This is a genomic window from Actinomadura viridis (genome assembly GCF_015751755.1).
Classification (GTDB): domain Bacteria; phylum Actinomycetota; class Actinomycetes; order Streptosporangiales; family Streptosporangiaceae; genus Spirillospora; species Spirillospora viridis.
On record NZ_JADOUA010000001.1, the window covers coordinates 3,106,905 to 3,123,955 of the forward strand.

Sequence of the window (17,051 nt, forward strand, 5' to 3'; positions counted from 1 at the left end):
CCCGCGCCCCCGGCGGGCGCCCCCGGCGTCACGCTCCGGTGTCCGGCGCCGCGACGACCGGCGTGGTGAACCGGCCCTGGTAGAACGACAGGGCCGGAGCGCCGGTCGGCTTCAGGTGGACGTGGTCGACGGCCACCAGGATGATCGCGTGGTCGCCGCTGGTGATGATCTCGCCGGGGCGCCCGGCGAGGATCGCCGGGGTGCCGGGCAGCAGCGGGACGCCGTCCGGGCCGGGCGTCCACCCGACGCCCTCCAGCCGTTCCGCGCCCGACAGCCCCGACGTCGCGAACCGCCGGGCGACGTCCTCCTGGTCCCGGCTGAGGATGTGGATCGCGATGCGCTCCGCCTCGATCAGCACGGGGAAGCTCGACGACGAGTCCGCCAGGCAGAACAGCACCTTCGCGGGTTCGAGCGACACCGACGTGAAGGAGTTCACCGTCAGGGCCGCCACCCGCCCGTCGGCGGTCGTGGCGGTCACCGCCGTCACGCCGGTGGGGAACTGGCCGCACACGCGGCGGAACCGGGTGGAGTCGAGCAACGGTTCTGTCATCATCGGATCACCGCCGGGGGGCTGGGGACGTGGTCGGGTCGCAGGCCGTCTTCGAGCCGGATCAGGCACACCGTGTGCCCGCCCGGGTCCTTCACCAGGTGCAGGGGACCGTGCGGGCCGTCGACCGGCCCGACGGTCGCGGTGCCGCCGAGCTCGACCGCCCGGGCGACCGCCGTGTCGAGCGACGTGACGGCGAAGTAGGTGATCCACCGCGACGGCACGACGTTCGGCCACGCGCTGTCGAGTTCCAGCACGCCCGCCACGGGGACGTCGCCGAGCGTCAGGACCGTGTAGGGACGCCCGGTCGGCGTGTCGTCGCGGGACTCGGTGCCGTAGCCGAACAGCGACCGGTAGTACGCCACCGACCCCTCCGGCTCACCGGTGTCCAGCTCGTTCCAGCAGAGCGCGCCGGGGAGGTTGAGGAGCTGGACGCCCGCGCGGGCCTCACCCTGGTAGAGGCCGAACGCCGCGCCGTACGGGTCCACCACCGTCGCGCCGGTCCCGGCCGCGGGCAGGTACCGCGGCGCCGTCACCAGCTCGCCGCCCAGGCCGACCGCCTCGCGCGCCGCCGCGCCGACGTCGTCGACCGCGAAGTAGGTGAGCCAGCCGCGCGGCCGGCCGCCGTGCAGCGCGGCGTCGGAGATCCCGGCCACGTCCCGGCCGCCGACGGTGCACATCCGGTACGTCGAGCCGCCGAGCCGCTCGTGCCGCACCGACCAGCCGAGCAGCGCGCCGTAGAACTCCTCGGCGGCCTCGGGATCGGGTGTGCACAGCTCGACCCAGGCCGCCTCGCCCGGCCGGAACCGCCGGCCCGTCATGACGTCGCTCCCCGGTGCCCCGCGCCGGTGATGGTCCGCGCGGACACCTCGTACGCGCGGTCCGGGAGCCCGGTGGCCAGGCTCGACTCGACGACCTCGACGACCGCGCGGAGGGTGCCGCCCGGCACCGCGAGGAGCCCCTCGACCATCGCGTCGACGGCCGGGTCGAGCTCGGCGGCGTCCACGACCTGGGAGACCAGGCCCCACGCGTGCAGCTCACGGGCCGTCGCCGCCGTGAGCCCGCACAGCAGCGGGTAGGCCAGCGCCCGCGGCAGCGCCCGCGCCACCACGTGGCCGACCCCGGCCGGAGCGAACCCGAACCGCGCCTCGGGCAGGGACGCCCGGGCCTCCTCGGCCGCGATGGGGAGGTGCACGGCGCTCAGCAGGCCGACGCCGAAGCCGACGACCCGGCCGCGGACCCCGGCCACCACGGGCACGGGCAGCCTCCTGATCCGGTCGAGCAGGGCGTCACCGGCGCGGAGGCGTTCGGCCACGGCCGCCGCGGGCTCGTCGGCGAGGCCCTCGAACGACGAGGTGTCCCAGCCTCCGCAGAAGTGCCGCCCGGCCATGGCCAGGCGGATCAGGGCGCGGTCCGGGTCCGCGGCGGCGGCCTCCAGGGTCTCGGTCAGCTCCCGCAGCAGGGGGTCGTCGAAGCAGTTGCCCCGCGCGGAGTTGTCGAAGGTCACCCTGGCGACGCGGCCCCCGTGCTCGTCCGTCACTATGATCGGCATGGGCGAAATCATACATGCCGGTCGGTATGAAATCGCTGACCATGGAAAATCGAACGTGGCCATCCATTCCGACATCGGGCAGACCGTTGACTTGATACCGGCCGGTCGGTACTTTGTGGCGAGCGTCACGGGCCAGGGTCTGTGTGACACGTGAGTGCCGTCAGTTCGACGCTGCCTGCGGACAGTCCGACGCTGTGGAGGATCAAAATGATCAAGAATGCCTCGACCCTTCGGCGGCTGGCGGGCATCGCCGTCGCGGCGACGGTGGCGGCCGGCGCCGCCGGCTGTGGAGGGGGCCCGGCCACCGGCACGTCGGACACGTCCCGCATCCGGGCGCTTCTCAACGCGCAGCCGGCGACCCTCGACCCGATCGCCGGCGCCCGCTCGGCGCAGGTCGTCTGGGCCACCATGGTGGAGCCGCTGGTCACCACGGGCTCGGACCTGGAGCCCGCCCGCACCGGCCTCATCACCGACTGGAAGCGCGCGTCGCCCACCAAGTGGACGTTCACGCTGCGCCCGAACGTCAAGTTCAGCAACGGTGAGACCGCGGACGCCGCCGCGGTCGTCAACACGCTGACGCTCACGCGCGACCAGAACACCTCGATCCTCAAGACCTACTTCGGGAACGTCGCCTCGATCGAGGCCCCGGACGCCACGACGGTGGAGGTGACGACCAAGCGCCCGCAGTACGACATCCCGAACCTGCTCACCACCGTGTACCTGGTGCCGCCGAAGTACTACAAGGAGAAGGGCCCCGCAGGCTTCTCCGCCGCCCCCGTCGGCACCGGGCCCTACGTGTTCGAGGGCGCGAAGCCCGGCCGGGAGATCTCGGTCAAGGCCAACCCGTCCTACTGGGGCGCGAAGCCCGCCAACACCGGCGTGACCTTCACCTGGGCCACCGAGGCGTCCCAGCGGCTCGCGCTGCTCCAGGGCAAGAGCGTCGACGTCGCCTTCGACCTCCCGCCCGCCCAGGCCGACCAGGCGAAGAAGGCCGGGCTCAAGGTCGTCAGCACCGAGTCCGCGCTGAAGATCACCGCGTTCCTGGAGGCGACCAAGGCGCCGTTCAAGGACGCCACGCTGCGCGAGGCGGCCGCGCTGGCCATCAACCGCGACGACATCGTCAAGGGCATCTTCGACGGCAAGGCGGTCGCCGACGGCGGCCTGCTCAACGTCAAGCCCGGAACCCAGCCCGCGCGCCGGGTGGACGCCGACCCCGCGCGGGCCAAGCAGCTCGTCGGCTCGTCCGGCCCGTCCGTCAACCTCACCTACCCGGCCGGCCAGTACACCAACATGAAGGAGGTCGCCGAGTCGGTCGGCGCGAGCCTCCAGCAGGCCGGGTTCACGGTGAAGTACCTGCCCGTCGACTACGGGACGCTGGTCAAGCAGGTGGCCGGACGCCAGATCGACGGCCTGTTCCTGCTCGGAGCGGTCCCGAACGTGGCCGTGCCCGACTTCTTCGCCAGCGGCTTCATGAAGTCGGCCTCGATCACCAGCAGCTGCCCGGACCCGGCGATCGACCGGCTGGTGGCGAAGGCGCTGGAGCAGAAGAACGCCGACGCGGCGCAGAGCATCTACGACGAGCTCAACACCCTCGGGGTCGTCCAGAAGCACTGCTACGTCCCCCTGTACAAGCAGATCTACACCTACGGCCTCGGATCGGGCGCGGACGGCATCGTCTACGGGCCCCTGAACAGCGTCGACTTCACGAAGGCGACGCGCTGAGGATGGCCGGGATGCTGGAGAGGGACGCCCCGGCCGGTACCGGCCGGGGCTCCCGCACCCCGGAGAACGTGCCCGTCCTGACCGTGGACGGGCTGGTGGTCGAGCACCGCGACCGCGGCACGGGCGAGGTCTTCCGCGCCGTGGACGGCGTCTCCCTGCGCATCGACGCGGGTGAGAGCGCCGCCGTGGTCGGCGAGTCCGGCTCCGGCAAGACCACCCTCGCGATGGCCGCCACGGGCCTGGGACCGCGCGGCGCCGGCGAGATCCGGCTCCTGGGGCACTCGCTGGCGACCCTCGGACGGCGGCGGCTCCGGGAGCTGCGCCCCGAGGTCCAGATCGTGTTCCAGGACCCGCACGGCTCGCTGGACTCGCGGCAGTCCGTCCGCTCGGGCCTGCGGGAGATCCGCGGGCTCCAGCGGGAACGCACCTCCTGGATCGACGACGCGGCGCTGCTCGAACGCGTCCGGCTCTCCCCGGACCTGCTCGACCGGTACCCGCACCAGCTCAGCGGCGGCCAGGCGCAGCGGGTCTGCATCGCGCGGGCCCTGCTCATGCGCCCCCGGCTCATCGTCGCCGACGAACCCACGTCCGGGCTCGACGTCTCCGTCCAGGCCGACGTACTCGCCCTCCTCCGGGAGGTGCGGCAGACCACGGGAGCCGCCCTGCTCATGATCAGCCACGACCTCGCGGTCGTCCGGTCCGTGTGCGACTCCGTCCACGTCATGCGACGCGGGAAGGTCGTGGAGTCCGGGCCGTGCGAGACGGTCTTCACCGACCCCGCCCACGCGTACACGCGCGAGCTCCTCGCCGCGATGCCCGGAGCGCGCTGGAGGGCCCGCCGATGAGGACCGCCCGCCTGCGGCGCGCCGGCGCCCGCGTCGCGACGCTCTTCGCGTCGCTGTTCATCGCCCTGACGATGGCGTTCGCCCTCGGGAGGCTCTCGGGGGACCCGACCGCCAACATCCTCGGACCCACGGCACCGCCCGAGCAGCGGGAGGCGCTGCGGCAGCAGCTCGGCCTCGACCGGTCCCTGATCGTCCAGTACCTCGACTACCTCCGGGGCGTCTTCACCGGGGACCTCGGCGAGTCGCTCCAGTTCTACCAGGCCAACACCACGATGATCTTCGAGCGGGTGCCCTACACGCTCCAGCTCGTCGGGGCCGGGATGGCCATCGCGGTCCTCGTCGGGATCCCGCTGGGCGTCCTCGCGGCGACCCGCGAGGGCACCTGGTGGGACCGGGCGGCGTCCACGCTCGCCCTCCTCGGCCAGTCCGTCCCGGTCTTCTGGCTCGGCATGATGCTCGTCGTCCTCTTCGCGGTGAAGCTGGGCTGGCTTCCGGCCGGGCAGTCCGGGTCGCCGCGGCATCTCGTCCTCCCGGGCGTGACGATGTCGCTGTACCCGATGGCGCACATCGCGCGGCTGACCCGGGCGTCCATGAGCGAGGCGCTGGCCGAGCCGTTCGTCGACTCCGCCCGCGCCCGGGGGATCGGCCCGGTGCGCGTCGTGTGGCGGCACGCCTTCAAGAACGCGCTGATGCCGGTGCTGACCATCGTCGTCCTCCAGACCGGGATCCTGCTGTCGGGCGCCGTCGCGATCGAGTACGTCTACTCCTGGCCCGGCCTCGGGCAGCTCGCCCTCCAGGCGGTCCAGTTCCGCGACTTCCCGCTGGTCCAGGCGATCGTCGTGTTCGGCGCCGTCGTCTTCGTCTGCTTGAACCTGATCGTCGACGTCGTCCACTCCGTCGTCGACCCGAGGGTGAGGTGAACCCGCGATGAGCCGGCTCGAACTGGATCCGCGCCCGGCCGCGAAGGAGGAGGCGCCCGCGGCCCGGCGGCCCCGGCGCGCCCGCACCTCGGTGTTCTGGCTGTCGGTGCCGCTGGTGGCGATCGGCGTCCTGGTCTTCGTCCTGCCGGTCACCGGGCTCCTGCCCGAGGGCGGCCAGGACCTGTCGAAGACGAGGCTGCCGCCCGCGTTCCTGTCCGGCGGCACCTGGGAGCATCCCCTCGGGACCGGCAAGCGGGGCCAGGACGTCCTCACGGAACTGGTGACCGCCGGCCGGCTGACGATCACGATCGGGCTGGTCGGGGCGCTGGTCGCGATCGGGCCCGGCGTCCTGGTCGGCCTGCTCGCGGGCTACTTCCGCGGCCGGGCCGACAAGGCGATCTCCATCCTCATCGACGCCCAGCTCGCACTGCCGTTCATCCTCATCGCCCTGGCGATCATCTCCAACCGGGGCAGTTCCCTCCCGGTGCTGTTCCTCGTCCTGGCGCTCACCGGATGGGCGGCCTGCGCCCGCGTCACCCGTTCCACGACCCTGAGCATCCGCGAGCGGCAGTTCGTCCTCGGGCTCCGCGCCGTCGGGGCCTCGGAGGCCCGCATCGTGTTCCGGCACGTGCTGCCGAACCTCGCGGGCACGATCGTCGCCCTCGGAACGCTCCAGGTCGGCACCGCGATCCTCGTCGAGAGCGCGCTCAGCTTCCTCGGCCTCGGCGTCGTGCCGCCCCGGTCCAGCTGGGGCTCCATGCTCGCGTCCGGGCAGGACGAGCTGAGCCAGGCCTGGTGGATCGCGTTCTTCCCGGGGCTCGCCATCACCGTCCTGGTGCTGCTGGTGAACCTCCTCGGCGACGCGCTCCTCACCCACCACGACCCACGGAAGCGGCGCCGATGACCGAGTTGCTGAACGTGGCGGGCCTGTCCATCGCGGCGCGGGTCGCGCACCGCGACCTCCCGCTCCTGGCGGACGTCGACCTGACGATCGGGCGCGGCGAGACCGTCGGGGTCGTCGGCGAGTCCGGCTCCGGCAAGACCACCCTGGCCCGGTCCGTCGTCGGGCTGCTCGAACGGAACGTCCGCGTGGACGGCGGCTCGATCTCCCTGGCGGGGGAGCGGATCGTCGCCCCGGGCCTGGACCGCACCGGCCGGGTCCGCGGCTCCGCCGTCGGGATGGTCTTCCAGGACGCCTCCCGCTCGCTCAACCCGCTCATGAAGGTGCGGACCCACCTCGCGGAGGTCCTCCGCAGGCACGTCCGCGACATCACCAAGGACGAGGTCGAGCGCCGCTCGGCCGAGGTGCTCGAGCAGATGCGGATCGCCGACACCGGGCGCGTCCTCGACAGCTACCCGCACCAGCTCTCCGGCGGCCTCCGCCAGCGGGTGGCGATCGGCCTGGCGGTGGTCACGCGGCCGTCCCTGGTCATCGCCGACGAGTGCACCACCGCGCTCGACGTGACCACCCAGACCAAGGTCGTCGAGCTGTTCCGGACCCTCGTCGGCGAGCTCGGCATCGGCCTCCTGTTCGTCACCCACGACCTGATGCTGGCCAGCGACCTGTGCGACCGCATCGCGGTCATGAACGGCGGCCGCGTGGTCGAGCAGGGCCCCGCCCTGACCGTCCTGGACCGGCCCCGGGAGGACTACACCCGGCGGCTGCTCGCGGCCATCCCGACCTGGACCTGAGGAGGCACGACCCACCCATGCCCGAACAGAACGGCATCGGCGCGTACGCGGCGTACCTGCCCGCGTACGCGCTGACCGGCACCAGCCTCGACGGCGCCGAGCCGCCCCCCGGCGGCCCGGCGCGCGGTGTGGCCGCGTTCGACGAGGACACCGTGACGATGGCGGTCGAGGCGCTCCGGGAGATCGCCGCCGGCACCCCCGCCGGCCGGCAGCTCCTCCTCGCGACGACCGGGGCGCCCTACGACGGCAAGACCTCGGCGGGCATCGTGCACGAGGCCCTCGGCCTGGACCCCGGCGTGGCGGCCGCCGACCTGCGCGGCCACCGGTCGGGCGCGGTCGCGCTCGACCTGGTGCTGCGCGGCGGTGCCACCGCCGCGCTCGCCGACGTCCGGACGACCCGGCCCGGCGCGCCCGACGAGCTGGCACAGGGGGACGCCGCCGCCGCGTTCACCGCCGGTGACGCCGCGGCCGTCCTGCTGGCCCGCGCGGGCCGGACCGCCGAGGTGCTGGACCGGTGGCGGCTGCCCGGCGAGCGGCACGACCGCGTCTGGGACGAGCGGTTCACCGCCGAGATCCTGGTCGCGAGCGGGCGGGAGGCGGCGCGGCGGGCGCTGGCCGAGGCGGGCCTGGACGCCGTCGACCACGTCGTCGTCGCGTCCTCCAACGCCCGCGCCGCCGCGGCCCTCCGCCGCGCACTCGGCGGTTCCGGCGCGGACGCCGCCGTCGAGCGGCTCACCGGCCACACCGGCGCCGCCCACCCGGGCCTGCTGCTGGCCGCGACGCTCGACACGGCCCGGCCCGGCCAGACGATCCTGCTGCTCTCGGCGGCGGAGGGCGCGGACGCGTTCGTCCTGCGCGCCGGCGACGGCGTCGGGTCCGCGCGCGGCGGCCGTCCGGTGCGGGAGCAGCTCGCCGCGCGGCAGGACCTCGCCTACGGCCGCTACCTGCGCTGGCGCGGCCTGCTCGACGTCCAGGGCCCGGCCCGCCCGGCCGCGCCGGCCCCGGCCGCCCCGCCGATGCACCGCCGGGCCGGCTGGAAGTACCGGCTGGAGGGCGGCCGCTGCGACGCCTGCGGCGCCGTCACCACGCCGCCGGGGCGGGTCTGCGCGTCCTGCGGCGTCGCCGGGGGCACCGGCGGCGGGGAGAAGGTCACGCTGCGCGACCGGGTCGCCACCGTCGTCTCGGTCACCCGGGACCACCTGACGACCATGCCCGAGGCCGAGGTCGCGATCGTCGTCGCCGACTTCGACGACGACGGGCTCGGGGGCGGCCGGCTCAGCGCCTACGCGGCCGACGTCGAGCCCGCGGCCGTCACCGTCGGCATGCGGATGCGGCCCACGTTCCGGCGGCTGTGGACCACCGACGCGATCCACAACTACTTCTGGAAGCTCCGTCCGTGGGGGGCCACGACCGATGACGACTAACCGCATGGTCCACGACGTGGCCATCGTCGCGATGGGCTGCACGCCGTTCCGCGACCATTGGAACTCCTCGGCCGACGACCTCCTCGTCGACGCCGTCGGCGAGTGCGTGGGGTCCGTGCCCGGGCTGTCGCTGGAGGACGTCGACGCGTTCTGGGTCGGCACCCAGGGGACGGGCCTGTCCGGCCAGGTCCTCGCCCGGCCGCTGCGGCTGGCGGGGAAGCCCGTGACCCGGGTCGAGAACTACTGTGCGACCGGGTCCGAGGCCTTCCGCAACGCCGTCTTCGGCGTCGCGTCCGGCGCCTACGACGTCGTCATGGCCACCGGCGTCGAGAAGCTCAAGGACAGCTCCCAGTCCGGCCTGTCCGCCACGCTCCCACCCGCCGACGGGACCGACGTGGACTGGACGGCCCCGGCGGGATTCTCGCTCCTGGCCCCGGCCTATCAGGCGGCGCACGGCGTCGGGGACCGCGACATGCGCGCCGCGATGACCCGCGTGGCGGTGAAGAACCACGCGAACGGGGCCCTCAACGAGCGTGCCCAGTTCCGGAGGCCCGTCACGGCCGAGGCCGTCGAGAGGTCGCCGCGCATCGCGGGCCCGCTCGGCGTGCTGGACTGCTCCGGCGTCTCCGACGGGGCGGCGGCGGCCGTCATCGTCCGCGCGGAGGACGCGCACAGGTACACCGACCGGCCGGTGTACCTGCGGGGCATGAGCTTCGTCGCGGGGTCCGGCGCCGGGCTGGCGTCCGGCGGGTACGACTTCACGACGTTCCCCGAGGTCGTCACCGCCGCGCGGCAGGCCTACGCCCAGGCGGGCGTGACGGACCCGGCGGCGCAGATCTCGCTCGCCGAGGTGCACGACTGCTTCACCCCGACCGAGGTGGTCCTGATGGAGGACCTCGGGTTCTCCGAGCGGGGCAAGGCCTGGCGCGACATCCTCGACGGCCGGTACGACCTCGGCGGCGCCCTGCCGGTCAACACCGACGGCGGCCTGAAGTCCTTCGGCCACCCGATCGGCGCCACCGGGCTGCGCATGATGTTCGAGTGCTTCACCCAGCTCCGCGGGGAGGCGGGGGAGCGCCAGGTACCGGACGCCCGGCTCGCCGTCTCGCAGAACCTGGGCGGCCAGCCCGGTTCGTCGGTGGCGTTCGTGGCCGTCCTGGGAAGGGAGCTGTGATGGGGGCCGTCACCTTCGACGGGCGGGTCGTGATCGTCACCGGAGCCGGTCACGGCATCGGCCGCGCGCACGCGTTCACCCTGGCCGAGCACGGGGCGCGGGTCGTCGTCAACGACCTGGGCGGAACCGTGGACGGCACCGGGTCCTCCGGTGCCGCCGGGGAGGTCGCCCGGGAGATCCGCGGGCTCGGCGGCGTCGCCGTCGCCTCCACGGACTCGGTGGCGACCGTCGAGGGCGGCGCCGCCCTCGTACGGCGGGCGGTGGAGGAGTTCGGCCAGGTGGACGCCGTCATCCACAACGCCGGGATCCTGCGGGACCGCACGTTCGGGAAGATGACCGACGACGACGTCACCGCCGTCCTCGACGTCCACCTCGGGGGCGCGTTCAACGTCCTGCGCCCGGCGTGGCCGCACATGGTCGAGCGGCGCTACGGCCGCGTCGTGCTCACCACCTCCTCGTCGGGACTGCTGGGCACCTTCGGCCAGTCCAGCTACGCCGCCGCGAAGGCGGGCCTGGTCGGCCTGGCGAACGTGCTGGCGCTGGAGGGCGAGCGCCACGGGATCCTCGTCAACGCGCTGTCGCCGACCGCCGCCACGCGCATGACCGAGGGCCTCCTCGGCGACCTGGCCGGCCGGTTCGACCCCCGGCACGTCGCGGCCGTCGCGGCCTACCTCGCCTCCGAGCGGTGCGACCTGAACCGGCACATCCTCACGGTCGGCGGCGGCCGGGTCGGGCGGATCTTCCTCGGCGTGACCCCCGGCTGGTACTCGGGCCCGGAGCCCGCGTCTCCCGACGACGTCCTCGCGGCGATCGAGGAGATCCGCTCTCTCGACGACCACATCGTCCCCCGGAGCGGCGCGGACGAGGTCGCCCTCATCCAGAAGGTCCTCGGCGCCTAGCCGCCCACCCAGGAGAGAGAGGAAGCCATGCCCGTCAGCGAAGTCCACCACGTGGCGATGACCGTCTCCGACCTCGACCGCGCCGCCGCCTTCTACGAGAAGGCCCTCGGCTACCGCAGGACGCTGCGCACCGACGTCGGAGGGGCCGCGATCGAGGAGTCCCTCGGGCTCCCGGAGGGGACCACCGGCCGGGTCCAGTACCTCCAGGGCCCCAGCCGGGTCGGCCAGCTCGAACTCATCGAGTGGAACGGTCCGAAGCGGCGCACCGCCACCGCCGGCCACCTGGAGCTGGGCACCTTCCTGCTGAGCTTCCAGGTTCCGCACGACGAGATCGGCGAGGTCTACGAGCGGCTCAGGGGCCTCGGCGCCGAGTGCGTCGCCCCGCCGCGGCGGTCCGTCCTGGAGAACTACGGCCCGATCATGGCGTTCGCCGCCCGGGACCCCGACGGCAACCTGCTGGAGTTCGTCAGCCTCCCGAGCCGGGCGGAGGTCCTGGCCTTCCGCGCCGGGGAGGGCGCGGGCTGATGGCGACGAGCAACTTCAGCGAGACGCTGCGCGTCCAGGCGCTGCGCCGCGCCGGCCGCGAGGCCCTCGTCGGCGACGGCCGGCGCTGGACGTACGCCGAGCTGGACGCCGACGTGGACCGGCACGCCGCCGCCCTGCTCGCCGCCGGGATCACGGCGGCGGACCTGGTCGGCGTCCTCGGCCGCAACACCGCCACCTACGTCATCGAGCTGCTGGCCCTCAGCCGCCTCGGCGCCGTCGCGGTGCCGCTGAACTGGCGCCTGCACGCCGGCGAGCAGGCGTACATCGTCGAGCAGGCCGGGATCACCTGCCTGCTGTACGACGACGACTTCCGGGACGAGGCGGCCCATCTGGCGCGGAGCACCGGCCTGCGGGTCATCGTGGCCAACGGGCGGGACGCGGTCCCGGGCGCCGGGAGCCTGGCCGGGCTGCTGGCCGCGCAGCCGCCGGGCGTCCGGGTCCCCGACGCCGAGAAGGATCCCGGCGACGTCCACCGGCTCCTCTACACCTCCGGCACCACGGCCCGCCCCAAGGGCGTCGTCCACACGTGCGGCAACCTGATCGCCAACCACCGGGCGCAGATCCTGGAGCTGGAGCTGACCCAGGACGACCGGATCCTGATCTCGGCGCCGCTGTTCCACGTCAGCGGCCTGGAGGCGCCCGGCCTCGCGACCTTCGTCGCCGGGGCCACGATGGTCCTGACGCCGACGTTCAAGCCCGGCGACATCGCGCGCGTCGCCGCCGAGGAGCGCGTCACCGGGATGGTCCTGGCCGCCCAGATCCTCTTCGGGATCATGGACCTCGACCCGCGCCCCGACCTCGGCGCCCTGCGCTACCTCCTGTTCGCCGGGGTCGCGCCGAGCGTCCGCCGGGAGGTGAAAGCACGCTTCCCGCACGTGCGCACCATCGACACGTTCGGCATGACCGAGCTGTGCAACGGCGTCTGCTACATGGACGCCGCCCACGAGGAGTCCAAGCTCGGCTCGCTGGGCGCCCCGTTCCCCGGCGTCCACATCCGCATCGTCGACGAGGACTTCCGGGAGGTGCCGCCCGGTGTCGAGGGGGAGATCATCGTACGGGGCGACAAGATCTCGCCCGGCTACTGGCGGGACGAGGAGGCCGACCGGCGCAGCCGCCGGGACGGCTGGTTCCGCACCGGCGACGTCGGCCGGATGGACGAGGACGGCTACCTCTGGTTCGTCGACCGCCGCGCCGACCTGATCAAGTCCGGCGGCGAGAACGTCGCCGGCGCCGAGGTCGAGCGGGTCATCGCCCAGCATCCGCAGGTCGCCGAGGTCGCCGTCATCGGCGTCCCGGACCCGGCGTGGGACGAGGTCCCGAAGGCCTTCGTCATCCTCCGCGAGCCGGGCGCGGCCGGACCCGGGGACATCCGGCGGCATTGCCTGGATAACCTGGCCAAATACAAGGTGCCCAAGTACGTCGTCATCGTCGACTCCCTCCCGCGCAACGACTCGGGCAAGGTCCTCAAGAAGAAGCTGCGCGAACAGGAGGCCGCGACATGAGCACGGCGAACCTCGCCAGGATGCTCGGCGTCAACGCCGTCCGCTTCGCCGGCCGGGACGCGCTCGTCTTCGAGGACCGGCGCTGGACGTACGCCGAGCTGGACGCCGACGTGAACGCGCTCGCCGCCGGGCTGGCGGCGGACGGCGTCGCCCGGGGCGCCCGCGTGGCGGTCGTCGCCGACAACGTCCCCGAGTTCCTGATCCTGTCCCTGGCGCTGGCCAGGCTCGGCGCGGTGTGCGTGCCGCTGAACCACCGGCTGACGGCCGCCGAGCTGGGGCACCTGATGGAGCGCGCCGGGGTCGGGGCGGTCGCCACCGTCCCCGCGTTCGCCGGGACGGTGGAGGACGCGATCGCCGGGCTCCCGCGGGTCCGCCGCCTCGCGCTCGAACCCGTCGGCGGCCCCTGGACGGACCTGCGCGCGCTCATCGCGGCCCACCGGGGCGCCCGGGTCCCCGACGCCGAGCTGGACGACTCGGCGCTCCAGCGGATCGTCTACACGTCGGGGACGACGAGCCTGCCCAAGGGCGTGATGCTGACCCACGGCAACGTGAACGCCAACATGCACGCCCAGATCGTCGAGCTGGGGCTGCGCCCGGCCGACCGGATCCTGAACTTCGCGCCGCTCTACCACGTCGGCGGGACCGACCTCCCCGGGTACGCGATCTGGCACGTCGGCGGCTGCATGGTCGTCCAGCGGCGGTTCGACCCGGCGGCCGTCCTGGCCGCCATCGAGGCCGAGGGCGTCACCGGCATGGTGGTCGCGGCGACCATGCTCGACATGATCCGCCGGGTGGCGGAGACGGTGCGGGCGGACCTCTCCACGGTGCGATGGCTGATCTTCTCCCAGGTGACCACCGCGCTGTTCCGGGTCGCCCGCGCGCTGTTCCCCAACGCCCGCCTCATCGAGGGCTACGGCCTCACGGAGACCTGCAGCGGCCTCACCTACCTGGACGAGGCCCACATGGAGAGCAAGCAGGGCTCGGTGGGCCTGCCCCTTCCCTGGGTGGACGTCCGGGTCGTCGACGCCCAGGGGAACGACGTGCCCGCGGGGGAGAACGGCGAGGTGATCGCCCGCGGCCCCAAGGTCAGCCCGGGCTACCTCGACGACCCCGCCGCCACCGCCGCGTCGTTCCGCGGCGGCTGGTTCCACACGGGGGACGTCGGCTGCTTCGACGAGGACGGCCACCTCTACATCAGGGACCGCCTGAAGGACATGATCCGCAGCGGCGGCGAGAACATGGCGAGCGCCGAGATCGAGAACGTCCTCGCCGGCCATCCGCTCGTGCTCGCGGCCTCGGTGGTGGGGGCCCCGCACCCCCTGTGGGTCGAGATGCCGGTCGCCTTCGTCGTCGGGCGGCCGGGGCTGGAGGCCGGCGACCTGGTCCGGTACGCGCGCGAGCGGCTCGGGAAGTTCAAGGTCCCCAAGGAGGTCTACGTCGTCGGGGAACTCCCCACCAACCCCTCGGGCAAGGTCCTCAAGCGGACCCTGCGCGAGCTCCGCCCGGCCATGAGCCCGGACTGGTCCTACCCCGAGCGGGACCCGGACGGGCCGGAGGCGACCGCGTAGGCGGGCCGCGAAGCCCCCCGCCGGTCACCGGGTGACGCCGAGGACGAGAGACAGCGTATGCATCAGAGCGAAGCGCCTGCTCCCCGCGCCGAGTTCCTCCCAGGGCCGCGCCCACGTGAGGTGCGGCGCGATCTCCCACGCCGAGCGGCGGGTCCGCAGGAGCCGTTCCACGGCGTCCAGCTCCGCCCGGTGGAAGGCCGCCAGCTCCCCGGCCCGCGCGGCGACGTCCCGGTAGGGGAACTGGTGCGCCGGGCAGGCGATCTCGACGTCGAGGGCGCGGAGGCGGTCCAGGGACGCGAGCAGGTCCCCGGCGGGGTCGTCCCCGGGCAGGCTGGGGACGGCGAGCTGGGTCGGCCCCTCGGCCATCATCGTGTCGCCGGTGAACACGACGCCGCGCGAGGTGTCGACGTAGACGGTGTGCCCGTAGGTGTGACCGGGCGTGTGGAGTCCCAGGAACGTGACGTCGCCGAGGACGTGCTCGGAGTCGCCCTCGGGGGCCAGGTCGACGCGCAGGTCCTCGGTGAGCCGGGCGGCCCCCGCGCCGGCGGCGTGCATGTCGTCGACGACGCCGGGCGGCGCGCCGGTCCGTTCCAGCGCCCGGCGGAGCTGGGCGAGGAACCCGCCGCGCACGCGGTGCTGGTGGGCGAAGTCGTCCTCGCGCCCCATGACCACGCGGGCGCCGGACGCCGCCCGGACGCGGCCGGCGAGGCCGACGTGGTCGGGGTGGTTGTGGGTGAGCAGCACCAGCCGGACGTCGCCGAGGTCGTGCCCGATCCCGGCGACGGACCCGGTGAACGACTCCCAGCAGGACCGGTGGTCGTATCCGGCGTCGATGAGGACGAGGCCGCCGGAGGTCTCGACGAGGAAGACGGTGATGAACCGCAGGGGGCTTCCGTGGAGCGGCACCGGGACGGCCCAGACGCCGTCCGTGACCAGGAGCGGGGCCGGGACCTCGCGGGACCGGTACGCCGCGGCGTGCCGGTCGCTGACAGGTATGGACATGGAGGATGATCCCATCTACTCTGCGGTAAAGATACCGAATGGTCGGAATGTAGTTCAAGGAGCGAGATGAGCGAGGGGACGCAGGAACAGGTCGGCTTCCGGCGGTGGGCCGTGTCCGACCCGGACCTGTCCGCGGTCATCACGGCCGACGACGAGCGCGTCACCTACGGCGAGCTGTTCGCCGAGGTGAACCGGATCTGCCACGGGCTGCGCGCCCGAGGGGTGGGCGAGGGCGACACGGTGGCCGTGGTCATGGCCAACAGCACCGCCCTGGTCGCGGCGTACCTGGCGGCGATGCAGTCAGGGATCTACCTCGTCACGGTCAACTACCACCTGACCGCCCCGGAGATCGCCCACATCCTGGAGGACAGCGGCGCGAAGGTCGTCCTGTGCTCGGCGCGCGCCGAGGCGGCGGTGCTCGCGGCGGCCCCTCCCGGCGTCCAGGTCTTCGTCGACGGCGGGGCCGGCGGCCACGCGGACGGCACGGACGGCGCGGACGGCGCGACCGCGGGCGCCCGCCCGATGGCGGAGCTGACCGGCGGCATGCCGCCGACCGACCCGGAGCGGACCCCGAACGGGTCGCTGATGATGTACACCTCGGGCACCACCGGCCGCCCGAAGGGCGTCAAGCGGCCCCTCAGCGGCATCAGCGCCGACCAGGGCGCCCTCACCTACGCCTGGCTGTTCAAGGAGTTCGGCATGAGCCGCGAGGCGTTCGCCGCGTGGCTCGTCTCGGCGCCGATGTACCACTCGGCCAACCTCACGCCCGCGATCGGCGCGCTGAACTGGGGCGGCACCCTGGTGCTGATGGACGGCTGGACCCCGGAGGGCTTCCTCCGGCGCGTCCAGGAGCACGGGGTCACCGGCACGAGCATGGTCCCCACGCACTTCCAGCGGCTGCTGCGGCTCCCGGAGGAGGTCCGCGCGGGCTTCGACGTCTCGTCCCTGCGCTACGTGCTGCACGGCGCCGCGCCGTGCCCCGTGGAGGTCAAGCGGCAGATCATGGACTGGTTCGGCCCGGTGGTCTACGAGTACTACGGCTCGACGGAGGTCGGCACCACGATCGCCCGCCCGCGGGAGTGGCTCGACCACCCCGGCACCGTGGGCCGGCCCGCGTCGATCTCGACCCTGAAGATCCTCGACGACGACGGCGCCGAGGTGCCGGCCGGCGAGACCGGCATCGTCTACATGCGCCAGGGCGAGGACCGGGTCGAGTACCACAACGACCCCGGCAAGACCGACGGCTCGCGGCGCGACGGCCTGATGACCGTCTGGGACGTGGGCCACGTGGACGAGGACGGCTTCCTCTACATCACCGGGCGGGCCGCGGAGCTCATCCTGGTGGGCGGGGTGAACGTGTACCCGGCCGAGATCGAGGGCGCCCTCACCGGGCACCCGTGGGTCGCGGACGCGGGCGTCGTCGGCGCACCGGACCCCGACTACGGCGAGGTCCCCGTCGCGCACGTCGTCCTGAGCGACGCCGCCCCGGACGTCCCGTCCGCCGTGGCGGCGCTCCGCGACCACCTCGCCGGCCGCCTGGCCAAGCCCAAGCTCCCGGCGCGGTACCTCGTGCACGACTCGCTGCCCCGGGACCCGAACGGCAAGCTCTACAAGGCCCGGCTGGCGGACGCCGAGGAGGTCTCCGCGTGACGGTGACG

General features: G+C 73.7%; 16 protein-coding genes. 12 read left to right on the top strand and 4 right to left on the bottom strand.

The window, feature by feature from the left end; translation table 11 throughout:
- Positions 1-28: 28 nt before the first annotated feature.
- Genes IW256_RS13965 through IW256_RS13975 form a run of 3 tightly spaced genes read right to left on the bottom strand, consistent with a single transcriptional unit; the run spans position 29 to position 2,099 of the window.
- Positions 29-550 carry a flavin reductase family protein gene (locus IW256_RS13965; RefSeq protein ID WP_197011375.1) on the bottom strand — a complete coding sequence of 174 codons (522 nt, stop codon included), beginning with the start codon at positions 548-550 and terminating at the stop codon, positions 29-31.
- Entirely contained in the window at positions 550-1,368 is an 819-nt protein-coding gene (locus IW256_RS13970; RefSeq protein WP_197011376.1) for a VOC family protein, read from the bottom strand. The genes IW256_RS13965 and IW256_RS13970 overlap by 1 nt, the downstream gene beginning before the upstream one ends.
- Entirely contained in the window at positions 1,365-2,099 is a 735-nt protein-coding gene (locus tag IW256_RS13975) for an enoyl-CoA hydratase/isomerase family protein (RefSeq protein ID WP_197011377.1), read from the bottom strand. The genes IW256_RS13970 and IW256_RS13975 overlap by 4 nt, the downstream gene beginning before the upstream one ends.
- 207 nt (positions 2,100-2,306) lie before the next feature.
- Here IW256_RS13975 and IW256_RS13980 point away from each other — a divergent pair, with 207 nt between their 5' ends.
- Genes IW256_RS13980 through IW256_RS14030 form a run of 11 tightly spaced genes read left to right on the top strand, consistent with a single transcriptional unit; the run spans position 2,307 to position 14,391 of the window.
- Complete coding sequence (locus IW256_RS13980; protein WP_197011378.1) at positions 2,307-3,821, top strand: ABC transporter substrate-binding protein; 1,515 nt, start codon at positions 2,307-2,309, stop codon at positions 3,819-3,821.
- 11 nt (positions 3,822-3,832) lie between these two features.
- Complete coding sequence (locus IW256_RS13985) at positions 3,833-4,666, top strand: ABC transporter ATP-binding protein (protein WP_197011379.1); 834 nt, start codon at positions 3,833-3,835, stop codon at positions 4,664-4,666.
- A complete protein-coding gene (locus IW256_RS13990; protein ID WP_197011380.1) occupies positions 4,663-5,586 on the top strand; it encodes an ABC transporter permease in 924 nt (307 codons plus the stop codon). Before IW256_RS13985 ends, IW256_RS13990 begins: the two co-directional genes overlap by 4 nt.
- A 7-nt stretch (positions 5,587-5,593) precedes the next feature.
- Positions 5,594-6,490: an ABC transporter permease gene (locus IW256_RS13995; RefSeq protein WP_197011381.1), complete on the top strand. Its 897-nt coding sequence runs from the start codon at positions 5,594-5,596 to the stop codon at positions 6,488-6,490.
- Complete coding sequence (locus IW256_RS14000; protein WP_197011382.1) at positions 6,487-7,278, top strand: ABC transporter ATP-binding protein; 792 nt, start codon at positions 6,487-6,489, stop codon at positions 7,276-7,278. The genes IW256_RS13995 and IW256_RS14000 overlap by 4 nt, the downstream gene beginning before the upstream one ends.
- A gap of 17 nt (positions 7,279-7,295) precedes the next feature.
- Positions 7,296-8,702, top strand: a complete 1,407-nt coding sequence (locus IW256_RS14005; protein WP_197011383.1) for a zinc ribbon domain-containing protein — start codon at positions 7,296-7,298, stop codon at positions 8,700-8,702.
- Complete coding sequence (locus IW256_RS14010) at positions 8,692-9,876, top strand: acetyl-CoA acetyltransferase (RefSeq protein WP_197011384.1); 1,185 nt, start codon at positions 8,692-8,694, stop codon at positions 9,874-9,876. Before IW256_RS14005 ends, IW256_RS14010 begins: the two co-directional genes overlap by 11 nt.
- Positions 9,876-10,775 (top strand): SDR family NAD(P)-dependent oxidoreductase, encoded by a 900-nt coding sequence (locus IW256_RS14015; protein WP_231403774.1) that lies wholly within the window; start codon positions 9,876-9,878, stop codon positions 10,773-10,775. The genes IW256_RS14010 and IW256_RS14015 overlap by 1 nt, the downstream gene beginning before the upstream one ends.
- 27 nt (positions 10,776-10,802) lie before the next feature.
- Positions 10,803-11,300: a VOC family protein gene (locus tag IW256_RS14020; protein ID WP_197011386.1), complete on the top strand. Its 498-nt coding sequence runs from the start codon at positions 10,803-10,805 to the stop codon at positions 11,298-11,300.
- Positions 11,300-12,823 carry a class I adenylate-forming enzyme family protein gene (locus IW256_RS14025; protein WP_197011387.1) on the top strand — a complete coding sequence of 508 codons (1,524 nt, stop codon included), beginning with the start codon at positions 11,300-11,302 and terminating at the stop codon, positions 12,821-12,823. Before IW256_RS14020 ends, IW256_RS14025 begins: the two co-directional genes overlap by 1 nt.
- A complete protein-coding gene (locus tag IW256_RS14030; RefSeq protein ID WP_197011388.1) occupies positions 12,820-14,391 on the top strand; it encodes a class I adenylate-forming enzyme family protein in 1,572 nt (523 codons plus the stop codon). Before IW256_RS14025 ends, IW256_RS14030 begins: the two co-directional genes overlap by 4 nt.
- Before the next feature lie 24 nt (positions 14,392-14,415).
- Here IW256_RS14030 and IW256_RS14035 read toward each other — a convergent pair whose 3' ends face one another.
- Positions 14,416-15,393, bottom strand: coding sequence for an MBL fold metallo-hydrolase (locus tag IW256_RS14035; RefSeq protein ID WP_197011389.1), 978 nt, complete (start codon positions 15,391-15,393; stop codon positions 14,416-14,418).
- A gap of 66 nt (positions 15,394-15,459) precedes the next feature.
- Between IW256_RS14035 and IW256_RS14040 the strand changes: the two genes are divergently transcribed.
- Complete coding sequence (locus IW256_RS14040; protein WP_197011390.1) at positions 15,460-17,043, top strand: AMP-binding protein; 1,584 nt, start codon at positions 15,460-15,462, stop codon at positions 17,041-17,043.
- Positions 17,044-17,051: the final 8 nt, after the last annotated feature.